Origin of the sequence: Sphingomonas pseudosanguinis (genome assembly GCF_052056765.1) — a bacterium.
Lineage (GTDB): Bacteria > Pseudomonadota > Alphaproteobacteria > Sphingomonadales > Sphingomonadaceae > Sphingomonas > Sphingomonas pseudosanguinis.
In genome coordinates, this window is sequence record NZ_CP189888.1 from 393,740 (window position 1) to 413,859 (window position 20,120).

Below are 20,120 nucleotides of genomic sequence, written 5' to 3' on the forward strand. Positions count from 1 at the left end.
ACGATACGGAATGACGACCACCACCGCGCTGCGCACCGACTGGACCCGGGCCGAGATCAGCGCACTGTTCGACCTGCCCTTCACCGAGTTGCTGTTCCGTGCCGCCGAGGTGCACCGCGCGCATCACGCGGCGGACGAGGTGCAGCTGTGCACGCTCTGCTCGATCAAGACCGGCGGCTGTCCCGAGGATTGCGGCTATTGCTCGCAGAGCGCCTCGGCGACAAGCGACGTGAAGGCCGAGAAGCTGATGGACGTCGACGCCGTTTTGGCGGCGGCGGCCGAGGCCAAGGCGGCGGGTTCGCAGCGTTTCTGCATGGGCGCGGCCTGGCGCAGCCCGAAGGAGCGCGACATGGACAAGGTCGTCGCCATGGTCGAGGGCGTGAAGGCCATGGGGCTGGAGACCTGCATGACGCTGGGCATGCTCGATGCGCCCCAGGCGCAGCGGCTGGCCGCAGCGGGCCTCGACTATTACAACCATAATATCGACACCTCGCCGGAGAACTACGCCAACGTCATCACGACGCGCTGCTTCGAGGACCGACTGGAAACGCTGTCCAACGTCCGCGAGGCGGGCATCTCGGTGTGCTGCGGCGGCATCGTCGGCATGGGCGAGACGCGCGGCGACCGGGTGGGCTTCGTCCATGCGCTCGCCACCCTGCCGCGCCACCCGGAGAGCGTGCCGGTCAACGCGCTGGTGCCGGTCAAGGGCACGGTGCTGGGCGACATGCTCGCCGACACGCCGCTCGCCCGGATCGACGATATCGAGTTCGTTCGCACCGTCGCCGTCGCGCGCATCACCATGCCGATGAGCATGGTCCGCCTGTCGGCGGGCCGCGAGAGCATGTCGGCGGCGACACAGGCTTTGTGCTTCCTGGCGGGGGCGAACTCGATCTTCACCGGCGACAAGCTGCTGACCGCGGGCAATGCGGGCGATGATGCCGACGCCGCGCTGTTCGCCAAGCTGGGCCTGAAGCCGATGGAAGGCGCGGAGCCGATGCGGGTCGCGGCGGAGTGATCCGTCCTCGCCGCTTGTGTTCCCCGGCGAAGGCCGGGGCCCAGTTGCGGTGAACCAGTGATGGCGCGCCACCGGCCATAGAGAAACTGGACCCCGGCCTTCGCCGGGGAACAGGTGACACGGACCAACGACATAAAAGGAGAGGTATCCCCGTGTTCCAGAAAATCCTGATCGCCAATCGCGGGGAAATCGCGTGCCGGGTGATCCGCACCGCGCGCGCGATGGGCATCGCCACCGTCGCGGTCTATTCGGACGCGGATGCCAGCGCGCCGCATGTCCGGCTGGCCGATGAAGCGGTCCGCTTGGGGCCGGCACCCGCCGCCGAGAGCTATCTCAAGGCCGACCTGATCCTCGCCGCCGCCAAGGCGACCGGGGCCGATGCCATCCACCCAGGGTACGGCTTCCTGTCCGAGCGCGAGAGCTTTGCGAAAGCCTGCGCGGAGGCGGGGGTCGCCTTTATCGGCCCGCCGCCCAACGCCATCGCCGCGATGGGCGACAAGATCGAATCGAAGAAGCTGGCCAAGGCGGCCGGGGTCAATGTCGTCCCCGGCTATCTGGGCGAGATCGCCGATACCGAGGAAGCGGTGCGCATCGCCTCGGACATCGGCTTCCCCGTCATGATGAAGGCATCGGCGGGCGGCGGCGGCAAGGGCATGCGGCTCGCCTGGTCTGAGGCGGATGTGCGCGAGGGCTTCGAGGCGACCAAGCGCGAGGGGCTCGCCAGCTTCGGCGACGACCGTGTTTTCATCGAGAAATTCATCGAGAGCCCCCGCCATATCGAAATCCAGGTGCTGGGCGACCAGCATGGCAATATCGTCTATCTCGGCGAGCGCGAATGCTCGGTCCAGCGCCGCCACCAGAAGGTGGTCGAGGAAGCCCCGTCGCCCTTCGTCACGCCCGAAATGCGCCGCGCCATGGGCGAGCAGGCGGTCGCGCTGGCGCGCGCGGTCGGCTATTATTCGGCGGGGACCGTCGAGCTGATCGTGTCGGGTGCGGACACGACGGGTAAGAGCTTCTACTTCCTCGAGATGAACACCCGGCTCCAGGTCGAGCATCCGGTGACCGAAGAGATCACCGGCCTCGATCTGGTCGAGCAGATGATCCGCGTCGCGGCGGGCGAGCCGCTGGCGTTCGGCCAGGACGACGTGACCCTGACCGGCTGGGCGATCGAGAACCGCGTCTATGCCGAGGACCCGTATCGCGGCTTCCTGCCCTCGACCGGGCGGCTGGTGCGCTACAACCCGCCCGCCGAGGAGCGGGACGACGATGTCCGCGTCCGCGTCGATGACGGCGTCGCCGAGGGCGGCGAGGTCAGCATGTTCTACGACCCGATGATCGCCAAGCTCGTCACCTGGGCGCCGACCCGCGAAGCCGCGATCGATGCGCAGATCGCCGCGCTCGACGCGTTCGAGATCGTCGGGCCGGGGACCAACATCGATTTCGTCTCGGCGCTGATGCAGCATCCGCGCTTCCGCTCGGGAAACCTGTCGACCGGCTTCATCGCCGAGGAATATCCAGAGGGGTTCCAGGGCGCGCCCGCCGGTGAAGAGCTGATCAAGACCCTCGCCGCCGTCACCGCCTTCGCCGCCACCGCCGAGGCCGACCGCGCGCGGCGGATCGACGGCCAGCTTGGCCATCGGCTGCAACCGCCCGCCGACTGGACCGTGCGGATCGGCGGGGCGGACCACGCGGTCCATGTCTCGACCGATGGGATCAGCGTCGATGGCGCGGAGCTGGACCTCGCCATCGCCTATACGCCGGGCGACCGGATGATCGCGGTCGAGGATGAGGATGGCGAGACGCTCCATGTTCGCATCGCCAAGACCCGCACCGGCTTCAAGCTGACCACGCGCGGGGCCAGCCACGTCACCCGTGTCCTGCCCGCCCGCGCGGCGCCTTACGCGCAGCATCTGATCGAGAAGATCCCGCCCGACCTGTCCAAATTCCTGATCGCGCCGATGCCGGGCCTGCTCGTCCGGCTGGACGTGACCGAGGGCGACAAGGTCGAGGCCGGCCAGCCGCTCGCGGTCGTCGAGGCGATGAAGATGGAAAACATCCTGCGCGCCGCCAAGACGGGGACGGTCAAGACCATCACCGCCAAGGCCGGCGACAGCCTGGCGGTCGACGCGATCATCCTCGAACTGGAGTGACCGGACATCCGGCCGGGGCGTCCCGGCCGGATGTTTCCGAACGTTTCCGCCCGATTGCCACAGTTTGCGACACAAACGGGCTGGACGGGACCGCTACCGCCGGGCAGGTTCGCCGCCATGAAGCCTCGCACCCGCGTCCTTCTTCTGGCGCCGGCGATCCTCGCCGGTTGCACGGTCGGCCCCGATTATCGTCCCGCCGCTTCCTCGGAACTGGGGGTGCCCGATCAATGGTCGGTGCCTGCCGCCAACGCCCAGGCGCAGGACCTGACCCGCTGGTGGCGGTCGTTCGACGATCCGCTGCTGGCCGAACTGGTCGAGCAGGCGGTCGTCGCCAACACCGATGTCGCGCAGGCCATCGCCCGGTTGCGGCAGGCGCGCGAAAGCCTGGTGCAGAGCCGCGCCGCGTTGCTGCCCAATGTGTCGGGATCGACCGGCTATCAGCGCAACGAGAATCTGCGCGGCGGCGGGCGGAGTTTCACCCTGCCCGACGGCACCGTCGTCGATACCGGCGGGGGCGGCAGCAACAGCTATACGGTCGGACTGTCGGCCAGCTATCAGGTCGGCCTGTTCGGCGAAGTCCGCCGCACGGTCGAGGCGACCCGCGCCACCTATGAGGGCGCCGGGTTCAGCTATGCCGCGACGCTGCTGACCGTCGAGAGCGAGCTGGCGCGCAATTACATGCTCGCCCGCGCCTATCAGGCGCAGCTCGCCAATGCACGCGCCAGCCTGGCGTTGCAGGACGACAATCTGGAGATTGCGGGTTTCCGGGTACAGGCGGGCCTCGTCTCCTCGCTCGACGCCGAACAGGCGCGCAGCCAGCGGGCACAGACCGCCGCGACCATCCCCTCGATCGAGCAGCAATATAACGCCGCCGTCTCGCGGCTGGGCGTGCTGACCGCGCAAGCGCCCGGCGCACTGAAGACGCGGCTGGCGGCGGTGCGGCCGATCCCGCGCGGGCCGGCGGCGATCGGGGTCGGCATCCCGGCCGACATCCTGCGTCGTCGCCCCGATGTCCGCGCCGCCGAGCGCAACCTGGCCGCCGCGACGGCGCGGATCGGCGTTGCGCAGGCCGCGCTCTACCCCGCGCTCGCCATTTCGGGGAATATCAACACGGCGGCGACCAGCCTCGGCTCGCTGGGCGATGCGATCACCGGCAGCCTGTTCGCCGGGCTGACCCAGGCGATCTTCAACGGCGGTCGCCTGCGCGCGCAGGTGCGCAATGCCCGCGCCGTCGCCGAGCAGAATTATGCCGCCTATCAGGGCACGGTCCTGCTGGCGCTCGAGGATGTCGAGAATGCCATCGTCGCGCTGAACACCGCGCGCGAGCGCGAGCGGCAATTCGCCATCCAGCTCGACGCCGCGCGCAACTCGGCGATCCTGGCGCGCAGCCAGTATCGCACCGGGCTGACCGATTTCACCACCCTGTCGCAGCAGGAGGCCGCGCTGCTCAGCGCGCAGAACGGGCTGGTCCAGGCCCGCTCCGACGCCGCCACCGCGCAGGTCTCGCTGTTCGCCGCGCTTGGCGGCGGCTGGGACGCCGATACCATTCCGCAAGCCCCGCCGCTCGCGGCCCCAACCCCGGACAACCGCTGATGGCCGACCAGACTCTCGACGATTTCCTGGGCGTGAAGCCCCAGCCGCGCTGGCGCAAATGGGTGCAATGGGGCGTGGTCGCGGTCGGCGTCGTGCTGCTGCTCCTGTTGCTCAAAAGCTGCTTCGGCGGATCAAAGGAGGCGGGCTTCGCCACCGCGCCGGTCACGCGCGGCAACCTGACCGTGACCGTCTCGGCGACCGGCAAGCTGGCCCCGACCAACCAGGTGACGGTCGGCTCGCAGCTGTCGGGTCTGGTCACCAGGGTCGTCGTCGATGTGAATGACCGGGTGCAGGCGGGACAGGCGCTGGCGCTGATCGATCCCGAACAGATCGACGACCAAATCCGCGCGGGCCAGGCCACCCTCAACGCCAATCAGGCGCAGGTCGCGCAGGCGCGGGCCACCGTAGCCGAGGCGCAGGCGCAGCTCGCACGGCTGGAACAGGTCTATAAGCTGTCGAACGGCCGCGTGCCCTCCGCGACCGAGCTGCAGGCCGGCCGCGCCGATGCCCAGCGCGCGGTCGCGGCGCTGCGCGTGGCGGAGGCCAATGTCGCCGCCGCGCGTGCGCAGCTCGCCCAGTCGCAGACCCAGCGCCAGCGCGCGATCATCCGCTCGCCCGTGTCGGGTGTGGTGCTGGCGCGGCAGGTCGATCCGGGCCAGACGGTCGCGGCGTCGTTCAATACGCCAACCCTGTTCGTCATCGCCGAAGACCTGACCAAGATGAAGCTGGAGGTCGCGATCGATGAGGCCGATGTCGGCGAGGTCAAGGTCGGGCAGAAGGCCGATTTCACCGTCGACGCCTTTCCGGGCCGTACCTTTCCCGCGACGATCACCCGCGTCGACCTGGGATCGAACCTGACGGTCAGCGCGGCGACCGCCTCCACCTCCTCGACGGCCAGCGCGACGTCGAGCACGGGGCAGGTGGTCAGCTATGCCGCCGATCTGACGGTGGCGAACCCCGACCTGCAACTGCGCCCCGGCATGACCGCGACCGCCGACATCGTGACGTCGGACAAGCGGGGCGTGATGCTGATCCCCAATGCCGCCCTGCGCTTCAAGCCGTCGGACGGTGCGCAGGCGGGCGGCGGCGGCATCGCCGGATCGTTGACCTTCCGCCCGCGCCGTGACCGGGCGGCGCGTACCGCCACCGTGCAGCGCGGTGCGACCCAGACCGTCTATGTAAAGGGCGGCGACGGCAAGCCGCAGCCGATCCAGATCGTCACCGGCGACACCAATGGATCGATGACCGAAGTTCTGTCGGGCGGGCTGAAGCCGGGCATGCAGGTCATCACCGGTCAGCTGTCGGGCGGCGAGAGCGCGGCCCCACGCAGCGGTGGCCAGCGGCGTCAGGGTGGCGGCCAGCAGGGTGGCGGTGGTGGCCGCTGACGCCCCGCTCATCCAGCTTCGCGGCGTCACCAAGAGTTATGGCACCGGCGCGACCCAGTTCCAGGCGTTGAAGGGCGTCGACCTCGACATCGCGGCGGGTGATTTCGTCGCGGTGATGGGGCCATCGGGCTCGGGCAAGTCGACGACGATGAACATATTGGGCTGTCTCGACGTGCCCAGCGGCGGCAACTTCCTGTTCCGCGGCCATCCCGTCGAGACGCTCGACCGCGACCAGCGCGCGATGCTGCGGCGACGCTATCTGGGCTTCGTGTTCCAGGGCTTCAACCTGTTGTCGCGCACCACCGCGCTGGAGAATGTCGAGCTGCCCTTGCTCTATCGTGGCGAGGACAAGCGCACGCGGCGCGAGCTGGGCATGGCGGCGCTGGAGAAGGTCGGCCTCGACAAATGGTGGGATCATACCCCCGCCGAGCTGTCGGGCGGGCAGCAGCAGCGCGTGGCGATCGCCCGCGCCATCGTCACCAGCCCCGACGTGCTGCTGGCCGACGAGCCGACCGGCAATCTCGATTCCGAACGCTCGGTGGAGATCATGGAGCTGTTGACCGGGCTCAACCGCGACAGCGGCATCACCGTGCTGATGGTCACGCATGAGCCCGACATGGCGGCCTTCGCGCGCACCGTGATCCACTTCAAGGACGGGCTGGTCGACCGGATCGAGGCGCAGCACCGGCCGGGCGAGATCCCCGCGATGGATACGCACTGATGTTCGGCACCACGCTCCTGCTCGCCATCCGCTCGATCCGCCGGCACATGCTGCGCTCGTTCCTGACGACGCTGGGCATCATCATCGGCGTCGGCGCGGTCGTGACCATGGTGACGTTGGGCAAGGCGACGACGGCGGCCGTGCAGCAGTCGATCTCGTCGCTGGGCACCAACATCCTACAGGTCCGGCCCGGCCAGGGCTTCGGGCGCGGGGGCGGCGGCCCGCGTCCGTCCGACTTCAAGCCCGAGGATGTCGAGGCGATCGCCGACCAGATCGCCGGCGTCACCGCCGTTGCCCCGCAGGCGCAGACCAGCGCGACCGCCATCTACGAAGGCGCAAACTGGTCGACGACCGTGACCGGCACGACGCTCGCCTATTTCACCGTCCAGCCCTGGCCGCTGGCATCGGGGCGGACATGGACCTCGGCGGAGGAAGCGGCGGGCAAGGCGGTGTGCATCATCGGCAATACCGTGCGCCAGAATCTGTTCCGCAACACCGAGGCGGTCGGCAAGCGCTTCCGTATCGGTGCGATCAGCTGTGATGTCGTCGGCGTGCTGACCACGCGCGGGCAGGGCGGGTTCGGCGATCAGGACGATGTCGTGCTGATGCCGATCAAGGCGGTGCAGCGCCGCTTCACCGGCAGCCGCGACATCCGCCTGATGCTGGTCGGCGTCGATCAGGCCTATTCGACGTCGGCCGTACAGGCGTCGCTGACCGATCTCCTGCGCGAACGGCGCAATATCACCGGCGCGAAGGACGACGACTTCAACATCTTCGACACCAAGCAGATCAGCGATACGCTGACCAGTACGACGACGATGCTGACCCGGATCGTCGCGGCGGTGGCGGCGATCAGCCTGGTGGTCGGCGGCATCGGCATCATGAACATCATGCTGGTGTCCGTCACCGAACGCACGCGCGAGATCGGCATCCGCCTGGCGATCGGCGCGGTCGCGCGCGAGGTGCTGATGCAGTTCCTGGTCGAGGCGGTGGTGTTGTCCTGCCTGGGCGGCATCATCGGGCTGATCCTCGCGCAGGCGATCATCGCGCTGCTGGTGCCCGTCATGCAGGTGCCGTGGACCTTCGACCTTCAGATCAACATCATCGCCTTTGCGATTTCGGCGGTGATCGGGGTGGTGTTCGGCTATTTCCCGGCACGGCGGGCGGCGGCGCTCAATCCGATTGACGCGCTACGGCACGAGTGATCGTCCGCTCGGGCGCGTGGACGAGCTGGCGCAGGCGTTCCAGATCCTCGGGCGTGTCGATGTCGATCAACTCGGCGGGCGCGGTCACGACATGGCGGCCGCCCGCGACCAGCTTGCGGCCGCCCTCGTCGCCCTCCAGCTTCAGCAATTCGTCGAACCGGCCCGATCCGAACACGCCGGGCGGGGTGGGGTGCTCGCCATTACTCGACACCACCACCGAGTCCGGCCCGTCAAAGGCGTCGAACAGGCGATAGATATGCGCCGCCGTCACGCGCGGCATATCGGCCAGCGCGACCAGGATCGCCTGGGGTGACGCCGTCATCGCCTCGCGCACGCCCAGATGCAGCGAGTGGGACATGCCCTTGTCGATCGAGTCATTGTGGATGACCCGGTAGCCGCGTGAGCCGAAGTCGAGCTGGCATCCGTCGGTCACCACGATGCGATCGGCGAAGGGAATGCTTTCCAGCGCGGTGGTGACATGGAATCCCACCGGTTTGCCGAGAAATTCGGCCTCCAGCTTGTTGGCCTCTCCGAAGCGGACAGATCGCCCCGCCGCCAGCAGGACCAGCACCACGTTGTCAGCGTCGATCATGAAAGGCTCCTATCATCGCCGCCGCGATCGACAGAGCGATCTCGGAGGGGCCGATCGCACCGATGTCCAGCCCCACCGGGCCATCGATCCGGTCGATCGCCTGGGGAGAAACGCCCATCGCCGCCAGACGCTCCCGCCGCGCCGCATGGCTGCGCCGACTGCCCAGCGCGCCGACATAGGCGGTGTTGCTGGCGAGCGCGGCGATCAGCGCGGGGTCGTCGATCTTGGTGTCGTGGCTCAGCGTCACCACGGCCGTTGCCGGGCCGGGGGCATAGGCCGCGACCGCCTCGTCGGGCCAGCGATCGTCGAGCGTGACGCCGGGGAAGCGCTCCTCGGTCAGGAAGCGCGCGCGGGGGTCGATGACGGTGGTGGCGATGCCCAGAGTCTGCGCCAGTTGCGCCAGGCTCTGCGCGATCTGCACCGCGCCGACGATCAGCAACCGGCGTGGCGGGTCGTAGCGGTTGGCGAAGACCTCGCCCGTCTCGATGGGGCGCAGGTCCGAATGGCCGCTGGTCAGGTCGGTGGTGACGGTCAGGGCGCGACCCTGTTCGCGCGCCTCGGCGATCCGTTCGAACAGTTCGGGGTCGAAGCCGTCCGCCGACACTGCTTGCACCATCACCGCGATCTCACCGCCGCAGGGCAGGCCGACTTCCCAGGCCGAGGCGTCCGCCACGCCGTAGCGCTTCACCTGGAACGGCGCGCCCGCGATCACCTCGGCAGCGGTGTGGAGGATGTCGTTCTCGACGCAGCCGCCCGACACCGATCCCTCGAACCGGCCGTCCTCATGGACCAGCATATGGCTGCCACGCGGACGTGGTGCCGACCCCCAGGTCGACACCACTGTCGCGATCGCCATCTTCTCGCCCCGCCACTCCTTCGCGGCGGCGAGGACGCTGTCATGGTCGCTCATCAAAGCGCCGGAAGATGATCGAGCAGCTTGTCGAGCGTCACCGGCATCTCGCGCACCCGCACGCCCGTGGCGTTGTAAATGGCGTTGACCACCGCCGGGGCCGCGCCCGAAATGCCCAGCTCGCCGATGCCCTTGGCGTGGATCGGATTGGCATGGATGTCCCGCTCGTCGAGGAAATGGACCTCCAGCTGGGGCACGTCGGCGTTCACCGGCACATGATATTCGGCCAGATCGTGATTCACCAGCTTGCCGGTGCGCGGGTCGTGGATCAGTTCCTCGGTCAGCGCGGTGCCGATGCCGAAGGTCATGCCGCCCAGGCATTGCGAGCGCGCCGTCTTGGCGTTGAGCACGCGCCCCGCCGCGAACACGCCCAGCATCCGCCGCACGCGCACTTCGCCGGTGACGACGTTGACGCCGACCTCGGCGAAATGCGCGCCGTAGCTGGCCTGGTTATATTGCTTCTCCTGCTGGCCGGGCTTGATCTCGCCGATCGCGGACAGGCCGTCCTTGCCGACCAGTTCGCCGAGCGGCACCGAGCGATTGTCGCCGATCGCCATGCCATCCTTGAGCGTCAGGTCTTCGGCCTTCACGCCCATCGCCTTGGCCAGCTTCTCGCGCACGCGCTCCGCCGCGAGATACACCGCCGACCCGGCCGACGCCGCACCCCAGGAACCACCCGATCCGGCGGCGGGGGGATCGTTGGTGTCACCCAGCGACATGGTCACCTTATCGACCGGCAGGCCCAGAATTTCGGCGGCGATCTGCGCCATGATCGTATAGCTGCCCGTGCCGATATCGGTCATCGCCGAGGAGACGGTGGCGCTGCCATCGGGATGGAGTTCGACCTTGGCGGCGGACTGCTGCAACTGGTTCGACCGGCAGGCGGCGGCGACGCCCATGCCGATCAGCCAGTCACCCTCGCGCCGCTGGCCGGCCTTCTGACGCTGGTCCCAGCCGAAACGCCTCGCACCTTCCTCCAGCGAGCGGGTGAGGTTGCGCGAGGAATAGGGGACCTTGAGTTCCGGGTCCTGCTGCGGATCGTTGACCTTGCGCAGGGCAATGGGGTCCATGCCGATCGCCTCGGCAAGCTCGTCCATGGCGCATTCCATGCCGACCATGCCGACCGCCTCGCCCGGCGCACGCATCGAGCCGGACAGCGTCCAGTTCAGCCGGACCACGTCATGATTGATCCGCCGATTCTCACCGCCATAGAGGAAGTGGGTGCCGATCCCGACGGGCTCGAAAAAGTCCTCGTCGGGCAGGTTGGAGGTGATCGATTCGTGACCCAGCGCGACGATGCGGCCGCCCGCCTCGGCGCCGAGCCGCATCCGCTGTTCGGTGTTGGAGCGGCGGACGGTCGCGTCGAACACCTGCTGGCGCAGCATCACCGCCTTGACCGGGCGGCCCAGTTGTTTGGCGGCGATGGCGGCGGCGACGCTCTCGGGCGCGATGCCCAGCTTCGACCCGAAGCCGCCGCCGATATAGCGCGAGATGATCCGCACCTTGGACTGGGCCACGCCCAGCGCCTTGGCGAGCTGCTGCGCGTCGGAGGTCGGCATCTGGTATGCGCCGTAGAGCGTCAGCGCGCCGTCTTCCCACACCGCGATCGAGGCATGCGGCTCCATCGCCGCCGAGTTCTGGCTGGGGGTAGTGTAGGTGACGTCGACCTTCACCGACGCGCCCTCGAACGCCTTGTCGAAATCGCCCTGATCATAATGGCCCTTGATCAGGCCATCGGGCGCAGGCTCGGCCTTGTCCTTGTTCGCCTCATAGTCGAACGCGCCGTCGTCGAGCGGTTCGTAGTCGACCTTCAACTGCTTGGCGGCATCGCGCGCGACCTCGAAGCTCTCGGCGACGACGATCGCGATGATCTCGCCGAAATAGTCGATGGTGCGGACGCCCTGCGTCGGCGCTTCGGTCTCGCCGCCCTGCTGCGAATTGCGGATGAAGGTGGCGTAGTCGGTAATGACGTCGATCACGCCGGGGATCGCCTTCACCGCATCGGCATCGATCGCCTTGATCTTGGCATGACCCTTGGTCGCGCTGACCAGTACGCCGTGGGCACAATTTTCGATGGCGTATTCGGCGGCATAGGTGGCGGTGCCCGTCACCTTTTTCGGGCCGTCGACCCGGTCGAGCGGTTTGGAAATCACCCCCTGCACGCCCGTGTCGAGCAGGCTGTCAGGATGCGGCTGATTCATGGTCAGCGCGTTCGTGTCGTCCTTGCCGAATCCGAACATGGGATCAGCCCTCCTGCGTCAGTTCACGGAGCGTCGCGACCAAAGTGCGGCGCGTCAGCGGAATCTTGAAGTCGTTCGAGCCATAGCCCTTGGCGTCGGCCAGCAGCGCATCGGCGGCGGCATTGAACGCGGCATCGGTCGGCTCCTGCCCGATCAAAGCGGCTTCTACCGCCTCGTTGCGCCACGGCATCGGCCCGAGGCCGCCGAAGGCCAGCCGCGCCGAGCTGATCTTGCCACCCTCGACCGCGACGATTCCCGCGACCGAGACCAGTGCAAAGGCATAGGAAGCCCGGTCGCGCACCTTGCGATAGGTCTGCTTACCCTCGGGCGCGGGGGGCAGTTCGACATGGGTGATGAGCTCACCCGGCTCCAGGACATTCTCGATCTCGGGCGTTGAGCCGGGGAGGCGATAGAATTCGCCTATCGCGATCCGGCGACGGTCGCCATCGGGCTTCTGGGTGATGATCACCGCCTCCAGCGCGCGCATGGCGACGGCCATGTCGCTGGGATGCGTCGCGATGCACTGGTCCGAGGTGCCGAGGATCGCGAGGATGCGGTTCTCGCCGCCGATCGCCGAACAGCCGCTCCCCGGCTCGCGCTTGTTGCACGGCGTGGCGGGGTCATAGAAATAATAGCAGCGGGTCCGCTGGAGCAGATTGCCCCCGGTCGACGCCTTGTTGCGCAACTGCCCCGAGGCCCCCGCCAGCAGCGCGCGCGACAGGACCGGATAGCGCTCGATCACGCGGGCGTCGGCGGCGAGGTCGCTATTGGGCACCAGCGCGCCGATGGTCAGGCCGCCATCCTCGCGCTCTTCGATCTCGGTCAGGGCCAAGCGGCTGATGTCGATCAGCGTGTCGGGCGTCTCGACCTGCAATTTCATCAGGTCGAGCAGGTTGGTGCCCCCGGCGATGAAGCGCGCGCCGGGTACGGCTCCGTCGCGGGTGGCGGTCGCGACCGAGTCGGCGCGGGCATAGTCGAACAGCTTCATGCCGCGACCTCCCGGCCGACATCCTCATTGGGATTGCGGTCGCCCAGCCCGGCCACCTCACGGATCGCATCGACGATATTGGGATAGGCGGCGCAACGGCACAGATTGCCGCTCATCCGTTCGGAGATTTCCTCGACCGTCAGCTCGGCCGCGCCCAGGTCTTCGGTGACATGGCTTGGCCAGCCCTTCTTCACCTCGTCCATCATGCCGACCGCCGAGCAGATCTGACCCGGCGTGCAATATCCGCACTGGAACCCGTCATGCCGCACGAACGCGTCCTGCAGCGGGTGGAGATTGCCCGGCTGGCCCAGTCCCTCGATCGTGGTGATCTCGTCATCCTGATGCATGACCGCCAGCGTCAGGCAGGCGTTCACCCGGCGGCCGTTGACTAACATGGTGCACGCCCCGCACTGGCCATGGTCGCAGCCCTTCTTGGACCCGGTCAGCCCCAGATGCTCGCGACACAGATCGAGCAGCGAGGTGCGGACATCGACCTCGATGTCATGCGATTGACCATTGATTGTGAAATGCATGGGCACATCCCCTCTGGGATTGGAATTGGATGAAACAACGCCATGAATCTCTTGCGTTTCCCGTTGCGAACCACTCTCATTGCCGCGAGCGTCGCCATGGGGCAGGGTGAGGCCATGTCCGCCGGACCTGCGAAACCCCTCTCATCCCCCATCGTCATCGCGCATCGCGGCGCGAGCGGGGAGCGGCCCGAGCACACGCTGGCCGCCTATGATCTGGCGATCCGTGAGGGCGCGGACGTGATCGAACCCGATCTGGTGCCGACCAAGGACGGCCATCTGGTCGCGCGGCATGAGAACGAGATTTCGGGGACGACCGATGTCGCCGCCCACCCGGAGTTCGCCGATCGCAAGACGACCAAGACGATCGACGGCCAGACCGAAACCGGCTGGTTCACCGAAGACTTCACGCTGGCTGAACTGAAGACCCTGCGCGCCCGCGAACGCCTGCCGCAGCTGCGCTCGACCGCCTATGATAGGCAGTTCCCGATCCCGACGCTGGAGGAGATCATCGCGCTGGCGAAGACCCGGTCGAAGGAATTGGGGCGCACCATCGCCATCTATCCCGAGACCAAGCACCCGACCTATTTCGCCTCGATCGGCAAGGGCACCGACGCACCGCTGGTCGCCGCGTTGACCGAGGCGGGCTGGACGACGGCGGAGGCGCCGGTCTTCATCCAGTCGTTCGAGGTGAACAACCTCAAGCATCTGAAGACCATGACCGGCATCCGTCTGATCCAGCTGCTCGGCGGCGAGGGCGGGCCGGCGGACAAGGCCGCGCCGAGCTATGTCGCGATGATAAGCCCCGAGGGGCTCAAGCAGGTGGCGACCTATGCCTGGGGGATCGGCCCGGACAAGGCCATGCTGTGGCGCGGCGATGCGCCCACGACGCTGGTGGCCGATGCGCATGGCGCGGGGTTGCGCGTCCACCCCTGGACGTACCGCGCCGAGAATGTGTTCGTGCGGCCATCCTTCCGGCGCGGCGATGATCCTAAGGCGCATGGCGATGTCGCGGGCGAAATTCGCGCCGCGCTGGGTCAGGGCATCGACGGATTCTTCACCGATTTCCCGCAAATCGGGGTAGACACGCGCAACGCCTATTTGCGCACCCGCTGAAAGACCCTGTGACCATGCGTAACCTCGTCCTGAAACTCGCCATCCTGACCCTGCCGCTGACGACCGGAGGCTGCGTCAAGACGGTGGCCAGCGTCGTGAAGGCCCCGTTCCAGGCCGCGGGGCAGGTGGTCGACTGGACGACGACCAGCCAGGACGAGGCGGATCGCAATTACGGCCGCAAGATGCGCAAGAAGGAAGCGCGCGAAGGCCGCGAGCGGCGCGAGTATGAAAAACAGTGCCGCAAGCATCCCGAACAATGCCAGTTCCAGGGCCAGCCCCAGGACTATGACGGCTATCGCGCCGCCAACGACTGATCGGACCCGCGCGACCATCCTGCCAGGATGGTCGCCACCGCCGCCAGCACCTGCGGCCGGTGCTGTACCCATAGATGGCTGGAGCGGACCTCGATCGCCGGGGTCGTGTCGTCGCGACAGATCGTGCCCGCAACCAGCCCGTCGCTCCGGCTCCAGATCGCAGCGGAAGGGCAGGGGAGCGGCCCGGCGATCGCCGCTGACCGCGCGATGACGGCGGGGTCGTCCACCCGCTCGCCGGTCAGCCGCTCGAAGATCCGCCAGACATGGGTGGCGCGGGCCGGCCCGGCATAGGGCGACGCGATGGTGACGACGCCCGCGACCAGATCGGGGCGGGCCTGCGCCGCCATCCGCGCCATGATCCCGCCCAGACTGACCCCGACGAGCGTGACGGGGCCGGTGTCGGCCAGCGCTTCGGTCCGCGCGATCAGATGCTCGGCATGGTCGCCGACGCTGCGCACCCCCAGATTGTGGCCCAATCCCCAGCCATGGACGCGGTAGCCTCTGGCGATCAGATAGCGGCGCAGCAGGATGTTCGAGCCGTCGCCATTGAACAGGCCTGGCAGCAGCATCACCGTCCGACCATCGCCCGGCGGCGCGGCGTTCAGTTCGCTCCTGTGCCGCCACCATGTCGCACCCATCCCCAGCGCGCGCGGCAACTCGGCGGCCCATAGCGCCCTGGACGGCGGCGGGATCACAGCCAATGCATCACCGTCCAGGGGAAAGGCGTCCACCACCCCACCCGCACCCCCGCCGCCGCCAGCGCATCGCCGGTCCAGCTGTTGCAGGTATGCGCGGCGCTGTACCGCCCGTTCGCCTCGTAAAAGGCATCATACACGTCATAGCCCGGATAATGCGGCCCACCCCGTCGCCAGTTCGCCTGAATGAAGGCGACGAGCTTGCGATACGCCTCGGGCGACAGGCGGAGTATGCGGACATCGTCGCCATTAGCCCGGGGCAGCGGCAGATGGTCGACATGGATCAGCGTCCGGTCGCTACCAAAGGCTGCGTGCAGGATCGTCCCAGGCTTCACGTCACGCCAGCGCGGCGTCTCGCGAAAGAAGCCCGCCTCGCCCCAGCCGATGGCGAGGAAGGGAAAGCCCGCATAGCGCGGATCGCGCAAATCCTGCCCCGGCGCCCAGTCACGCCAGTCCACCCCCGCCACCTGTTTGGGCACGATGATCGCGGTATGGATCGCGCTCGATTCGACGAAGATGGTGACTGCATCCGCGCCGGCCGCCGGCATCGTCGACGTAGCGCGGGGAATCGCCCCCAGCGTCAGCCCGCCGCCGAAATAGGTGAACAGGATCAAGCCGATCGCGGCCAGCACCCCCCTTGCAACCCGGCCGACCCGTCGCCACGATATGGTTTCATTTGTCACCATCATCATGATAGGCTCCGCGAATGGCACAGGATACCCATGTTCTCGCCGCCCCGCCCGAGGGAGCCGGGGCCGACTGGACCATCCCGCAGGGGTGGGAGCATTATACGGCGGAAGAGCATGCGACCTGGGATACGCTGTTCGCGCGCCAGTCCCAATTGCTGCCGGGCCGTGCTTCGGAAGCGTATTTGCGTGGCCTCGACGTGCTCAAGCTCTCGCGGCCGGGCATTCCCGATTTCGAGGAACTGTCCGAACGCCTGATGAAGCTGACCGGGTGGCAGGTCGTGGCGGTGCCGGGGCTGGTGCCCGACGATGTGTTCTTCGACCATATGGCCAATCGCCGCTTCGTCGCGGGCAATTTCATCCGGCGACCCGACCAGCTCGATTATCTTCAGGAGCCGGACGTCTTCCACGACGTGTTCGGCCATGTACCGATGCTCGCCGATCCGGTCTTCGCCGACTATCTCGCCGCCTATGGGCGCGGTGGGCAGCGCGCGCTAGGGATGGATGCCCTCAAATATCTCGGGCGGCTCTATTGGTACACGGTCGAGTTCGGGCTGGTGCGCGAGGATGGGAACTTGCGCATCTACGGCGCGGGCATCGTGTCGAGCTATTCGGAGAGCCGGTTCGCGCTGGAGGACCCCAGTCCCAATCGGATCGGCTTCGACCTCGCCCGCGTCATGCGCACCGAATACCGGATCGACGATTTCCAGCAGAATTATTTCGTGATCCCGAGTTACGAGGAACTGCTGCGGACCACGCTGGAGACGGATTTCGCGCCGCTTTATGAGGAGATCAAGGCGATGCCGGATATTCCGGTTGCCGAGATCGTGCCGGAGGATGACGTGGTGACGCAGGGGACGCAGGAATATGCCCGGGCGAAGACCGGATAGGGATTCCCTTGGGCTTCGACTTCGCTCAGCCGGAACGGCGGTGGGGAGGGGGATGCTCGAACGCGCGTAGGGGCAGGGGTTGGATACCAACCTCCGTTCAGCCTGAGCGAAGTCGAAGGCCACGCCTCAACATCGCCCCGAACCGGAACCTTATCCCCCACGCCCGGTTCGCCATCCTATGCACGATCAGCCCAACCGAGCGGTGAAATACCCGCTTCTCGCCCGCCCGCACATCCAGCTTTACGGCACGGTGGACGAGATGATGTACGCCGGGTTCAAGGACCAGCTCGCCGCCGCGCCGACCGATGGTGCGCTGGTCGTCTCGATCACCACGCTGGGCGGCGACCCGGAAATGGCGCGGGCGATGGGCGACTCGATCCGGTTGCTGCGCGACTATACCGGGCGCGAGACGCTGTTTCTGGGCAAGGTCGCGGTCTATTCGGCGGGCGCGACCTTCATGTCGGCGTTTCCGGTCGAGCACCGCTTCCTGACGCGCGGTACCCGGCTGATGCTGCACGAGCGGCAGATGAGCGGCAGCATCGACCTGACCGGCCCGCTCACCAGCCTGCCCGCCATCCTGAAGGCCAAGCTGCACGAGATCGAACAGTCGGTGCTGATCCAGGAAGAGGGGTTCCGCGCCATCGTCAACGGCTCGCAGGTGTCGTTCGAACGCTTGCGCGAAAAGGCGACGAGCAACTGGTATATCGATGCCGAGGAGGCGCGCGACCTGGGCCTCGTGCTTGATGTGATCTGACCGAGCGCCTAAATCATCCGAAGACATTTGCGACAACCGGCCCTGTCATGTATCGGCTCTGCTAATCCTTTGCCGGTCCCGGGACCGGCCCATCCAGCGGGTTAGAGACCATGGCCGAATTTGCCCTGCCGAAGAACAGCGTCATCAAGAAGGGCGAAACGCATCAGGCGACCACCGGAGGCCGCCTGAAGAAGTTCAAGGTCTATCGCTACGACCCTGACTCGGGTCAGAATCCGCGCTACGACACGTTCGAGGTCGATCTGGACGAATGCGGTCCGATGGTCCTCGACGCGCTCATCAAGATGAAGGCCGAGCAGGACAGCTCGCTGACCTTCCGCCGTTCGTGCCGCGAGGGCATTTGCGGGTCGTGCGCGATGAACATCGACGGGCGCAACGGCCTGGCCTGCACCACCGCGATCGAAGATGTGAAGGGCACCGTCCAGATCACGCCCTTGCCGCATATGGACGTGGTCAAGGACCTGGTCCCCGACTTCACCCACTTCTATGCGCAATACGCCTCGATCAAGCCGTGGCTGCAGACCGTGTCGCCCGCCCCCTCGGGCAAGGAGCGGCTCCAGTCGCCCGACGACCGCGCCAAGCTCGACGGCCTGTACGAGTGCATCCTGTGCGCCTGCTGCTCGACCTCGTGCCCCAGCTATTGGTGGAACAGCGACAAGTTCCTCGGCCCGGCGATCCTGCTCCAGGCGTACCGCTGGCTGGCCGACAGCCGCGACGAGATGACGGGCGAGCGTCTCGACGAGCTGGAAGATCCCTTCCGTCTGTATCGCTGCCACACGATCATGAACTGCGCGAATGTCTGTCCCAAGGGCCTGAACCCGGCCAAGGCGATCGCCGAGATCAAGAAGATGGAGGCCGAGCGGGTCATCTGATCCTCTCGTCATTGCGAGGAGCGTAGCGACGCGGCAATCCAGTGCCGGGTCGCATGACGCTCTGGATTGCTTCGCTCCGCTCGCAATGACGGCGGGGTTATAGAAGGGGGTCGGAAACGGCCCCCTTTTTTGTTGGCTTACCAAGCCACCCTCACCCTTCCGGCGCTTACGCGCCTCCCTTCCCTCTCCCGGCGGGAGAGGGAAGGGGCCCGCCCGCAAGCGGGTGGGAAGGGTGAGGGTAGGGGTTGACGTCCGACAGAGCAGGGCAGACATCGCCCCCAACATGCCCGACATCCTCAACGCCTATCGCCGCCTGATCGACGCCCAGGAACTCCGCCCCGATCCCGAACAGGCCGCCGCCGCCGCGCGACTTGAACAGCTCGCGATAGAGCTGGAAACCCCGCGCAAGACCGGCCTCTTCGCCCGCCTGACCGGCAAGGGCGCGCCCGCGCCCAAGGGCGTCTATCTTTGGGGTGATGTCGGGCGCGGCAAGTCGATGCTGATGGACCTGTTCTTCGACCACGTTGCGGTCGAGGCCAAGCGCCGCGTCCACTTCGCCGAGTTCATGCTGGAGGTCCACGCCCGCATCGCCACCGAGCGCGCCAAGCAGGCGGGCGACCCGATCGCCCCCGTCGCCGCCGCGCTGGCCGAGGAAGTGCGGTTGCTGGCGTTCGACGAGATGATGGTCACCAACAGCCCCGACGCGATGATCCTGTCACGGCTGTTCACCGCGCTGATCGAGGCCGGCGTGACGATCGTCACCACCTCCAACCGGCCGCCCAAGGACCTCTACAAGAACGGCCTGAACCGCGAGCATTTCCTGCCCTTCATCGCGCTGATCGAGGCGCGGCTGGATGTGCTGGCGCTCAACGGGCCGACCGATTACCGGCGCGACCGGCTGGGGCGGCTGGACACCTGGCTGGTGCCCAATGGGCCGAAGGCGACGATGACGCTGTCGGCGGCGTTTTTCCGCCTGACGGACTATCCGGTCGAGGATGCCGCGCATGTACCGTCGGAGGACCTGAAGGTCGGTGGGCGCGTGCTGCATGTCCCCAAGGCGCTGAAGGGTGTCGCGGTCTTTTCGTTCAAGCGGCTGTGCGGCGAGGCGCGCGGGGCGGCGGACTATCTGGCAGTCGCGCGGCGTTTCCACACCGTCATCCTGGTCGGCATCCCCAAGCTGGGGCCGGAGAATCGCAACGAGGCGGCGCGCTTCGTCCAGCTGATCGACGCGCTCTACGAACACAAGGTCAAGCTGCTCGCCGCAGCCGATGCGCAGCCCGCCGAACTCTATGAAACCGGGGACGGACGCTTCGAGTTCGAGCGTACGATCAGTCGGCTGGAAGAGATGCGTTCGGAAGAGTATCTGGCCCAGGGTCATGGCTCGGATGACGGGCTAATGACAGCCTAATGCACTTGCGAACCATTATCGTTTAAAATCTTAAACTC

General features: G+C 67.2%; 19 protein-coding genes. 12 read left to right on the forward strand and 7 right to left on the reverse strand.

The window, feature by feature from the left end:
• Window positions 1-10 precede the first annotated feature (10 nt).
• The 6 genes from bioB (at window position 11) to ACQHGV_RS01775 (ending at window position 8,069) form a co-directional block, all read left to right on the forward strand.
• Entirely contained in the window at window positions 11-1,015 is a 1,005-nt protein-coding gene (gene bioB, locus ACQHGV_RS01750; protein WP_440979204.1) for a biotin synthase BioB, read from the forward strand.
• 152 nt (window positions 1,016-1,167) lie between these two features.
• The gene (locus ACQHGV_RS01755) at window positions 1,168-3,165 is read left to right on the forward strand and encodes an acetyl-CoA carboxylase biotin carboxylase subunit (RefSeq protein WP_440979205.1); all 1,998 of its coding nucleotides are present in this window, start codon (window positions 1,168-1,170) and stop codon (window positions 3,163-3,165) included.
• A 117-nt stretch (window positions 3,166-3,282) separates the two neighbouring features.
• Window positions 3,283-4,758, forward strand: coding sequence for an efflux transporter outer membrane subunit (locus tag ACQHGV_RS01760; protein ID WP_440979206.1), 1,476 nt, complete (start codon window positions 3,283-3,285; stop codon window positions 4,756-4,758).
• On the forward strand, window positions 4,758-6,143 hold the full coding sequence (locus ACQHGV_RS01765) for an efflux RND transporter periplasmic adaptor subunit (protein WP_183953067.1): 1,386 nt from the start codon (window positions 4,758-4,760) through the stop codon (window positions 6,141-6,143). Before ACQHGV_RS01760 ends, ACQHGV_RS01765 begins: the two co-directional genes overlap by 1 nt.
• Window positions 6,133-6,864 (forward strand): ABC transporter ATP-binding protein, encoded by a 732-nt coding sequence (locus ACQHGV_RS01770; RefSeq protein ID WP_440979207.1) that lies wholly within the window; start codon window positions 6,133-6,135, stop codon window positions 6,862-6,864. Before ACQHGV_RS01765 ends, ACQHGV_RS01770 begins: the two co-directional genes overlap by 11 nt.
• On the forward strand, window positions 6,864-8,069 hold the full coding sequence (locus tag ACQHGV_RS01775) for an ABC transporter permease (RefSeq protein ID WP_440979208.1): 1,206 nt from the start codon (window positions 6,864-6,866) through the stop codon (window positions 8,067-8,069). Before ACQHGV_RS01770 ends, ACQHGV_RS01775 begins: the two co-directional genes overlap by 1 nt.
• On the opposite strand, the gene ACQHGV_RS01780 is transcribed toward ACQHGV_RS01775, so the two are convergent.
• Genes ACQHGV_RS01780 through ACQHGV_RS01800 form a run of 5 tightly spaced genes read right to left on the reverse strand, consistent with a single transcriptional unit; the run spans window position 8,038 to window position 13,332 of the window.
• Window positions 8,038-8,661 carry a nucleotidyltransferase family protein gene (locus ACQHGV_RS01780; protein WP_440979209.1) on the reverse strand — a complete coding sequence of 208 codons (624 nt, stop codon included), beginning with the start codon at window positions 8,659-8,661 and terminating at the stop codon, window positions 8,038-8,040. The genes ACQHGV_RS01775 and ACQHGV_RS01780 overlap by 32 nt on opposite strands.
• Window positions 8,648-9,571 (reverse strand): XdhC family protein, encoded by a 924-nt coding sequence (locus ACQHGV_RS01785; protein WP_440979210.1) that lies wholly within the window; start codon window positions 9,569-9,571, stop codon window positions 8,648-8,650. The genes ACQHGV_RS01780 and ACQHGV_RS01785 overlap by 14 nt, the downstream gene beginning before the upstream one ends.
• Window positions 9,571-11,811, reverse strand: coding sequence for a xanthine dehydrogenase family protein molybdopterin-binding subunit (locus ACQHGV_RS01790; RefSeq protein ID WP_440979211.1), 2,241 nt, complete (start codon window positions 11,809-11,811; stop codon window positions 9,571-9,573). Before ACQHGV_RS01790 ends, ACQHGV_RS01785 begins: the two co-directional genes overlap by 1 nt.
• Before the next feature lie 4 nt (window positions 11,812-11,815).
• Window positions 11,816-12,799 carry an FAD binding domain-containing protein gene (locus tag ACQHGV_RS01795; RefSeq protein WP_440979212.1) on the reverse strand — a complete coding sequence of 328 codons (984 nt, stop codon included), beginning with the start codon at window positions 12,797-12,799 and terminating at the stop codon, window positions 11,816-11,818.
• Window positions 12,796-13,332 carry a 2Fe-2S iron-sulfur cluster-binding protein gene (locus ACQHGV_RS01800; protein ID WP_440979213.1) on the reverse strand — a complete coding sequence of 179 codons (537 nt, stop codon included), beginning with the start codon at window positions 13,330-13,332 and terminating at the stop codon, window positions 12,796-12,798. The genes ACQHGV_RS01795 and ACQHGV_RS01800 overlap by 4 nt, the downstream gene beginning before the upstream one ends.
• 114 nt (window positions 13,333-13,446) lie before the next feature.
• On the opposite strand from ACQHGV_RS01800, the gene ACQHGV_RS01805 reads away from it, so the two are divergent.
• Both ACQHGV_RS01805 and ACQHGV_RS01810 read left to right on the forward strand, forming a co-directional pair.
• The gene (locus tag ACQHGV_RS01805; RefSeq protein ID WP_440979214.1) at window positions 13,447-14,445 is read left to right on the forward strand and encodes a glycerophosphodiester phosphodiesterase; all 999 of its coding nucleotides are present in this window, start codon (window positions 13,447-13,449) and stop codon (window positions 14,443-14,445) included.
• A 14-nt stretch (window positions 14,446-14,459) separates the two neighbouring features.
• Window positions 14,460-14,759, forward strand: a complete 300-nt coding sequence (locus ACQHGV_RS01810; protein WP_440979215.1) for a hypothetical protein — start codon at window positions 14,460-14,462, stop codon at window positions 14,757-14,759.
• Here the strand turns inward: ACQHGV_RS01810 and ACQHGV_RS01815 are convergent.
• Window positions 14,738-15,490, reverse strand: coding sequence for an esterase/lipase family protein (locus tag ACQHGV_RS01815; protein WP_440979216.1), 753 nt, complete (start codon window positions 15,488-15,490; stop codon window positions 14,738-14,740). The genes ACQHGV_RS01810 and ACQHGV_RS01815 overlap by 22 nt on opposite strands.
• Window positions 15,451-16,146 (reverse strand): TIGR02117 family protein, encoded by a 696-nt coding sequence (locus ACQHGV_RS01820; protein WP_440979217.1) that lies wholly within the window; start codon window positions 16,144-16,146, stop codon window positions 15,451-15,453. The genes ACQHGV_RS01815 and ACQHGV_RS01820 overlap by 40 nt, the downstream gene beginning before the upstream one ends.
• A gap of 14 nt (window positions 16,147-16,160) precedes the next feature.
• On the opposite strand from ACQHGV_RS01820, the gene phhA reads away from it, so the two are divergent.
• From phhA to zapE, 4 genes are all read left to right on the forward strand, one after another.
• Window positions 16,161-17,030: a phenylalanine 4-monooxygenase gene (gene phhA / locus ACQHGV_RS01825; protein ID WP_440979218.1), complete on the forward strand. Its 870-nt coding sequence runs from the start codon at window positions 16,161-16,163 to the stop codon at window positions 17,028-17,030.
• Window positions 17,031-17,208: 178 nt separating this feature from the next.
• The gene (locus ACQHGV_RS01830) at window positions 17,209-17,784 is read left to right on the forward strand and encodes an ATP-dependent Clp protease proteolytic subunit (RefSeq protein WP_440979219.1); all 576 of its coding nucleotides are present in this window, start codon (window positions 17,209-17,211) and stop codon (window positions 17,782-17,784) included.
• A gap of 110 nt (window positions 17,785-17,894) precedes the next feature.
• Window positions 17,895-18,674: a succinate dehydrogenase iron-sulfur subunit gene (locus ACQHGV_RS01835; RefSeq protein ID WP_042484025.1), complete on the forward strand. Its 780-nt coding sequence runs from the start codon at window positions 17,895-17,897 to the stop codon at window positions 18,672-18,674.
• Between the two features lie 283 nt (window positions 18,675-18,957).
• Window positions 18,958-20,082 (forward strand): cell division protein ZapE, encoded by a 1,125-nt coding sequence (zapE, locus tag ACQHGV_RS01840; protein WP_440979220.1) that lies wholly within the window; start codon window positions 18,958-18,960, stop codon window positions 20,080-20,082.
• Window positions 20,083-20,120: the final 38 nt, after the last annotated feature.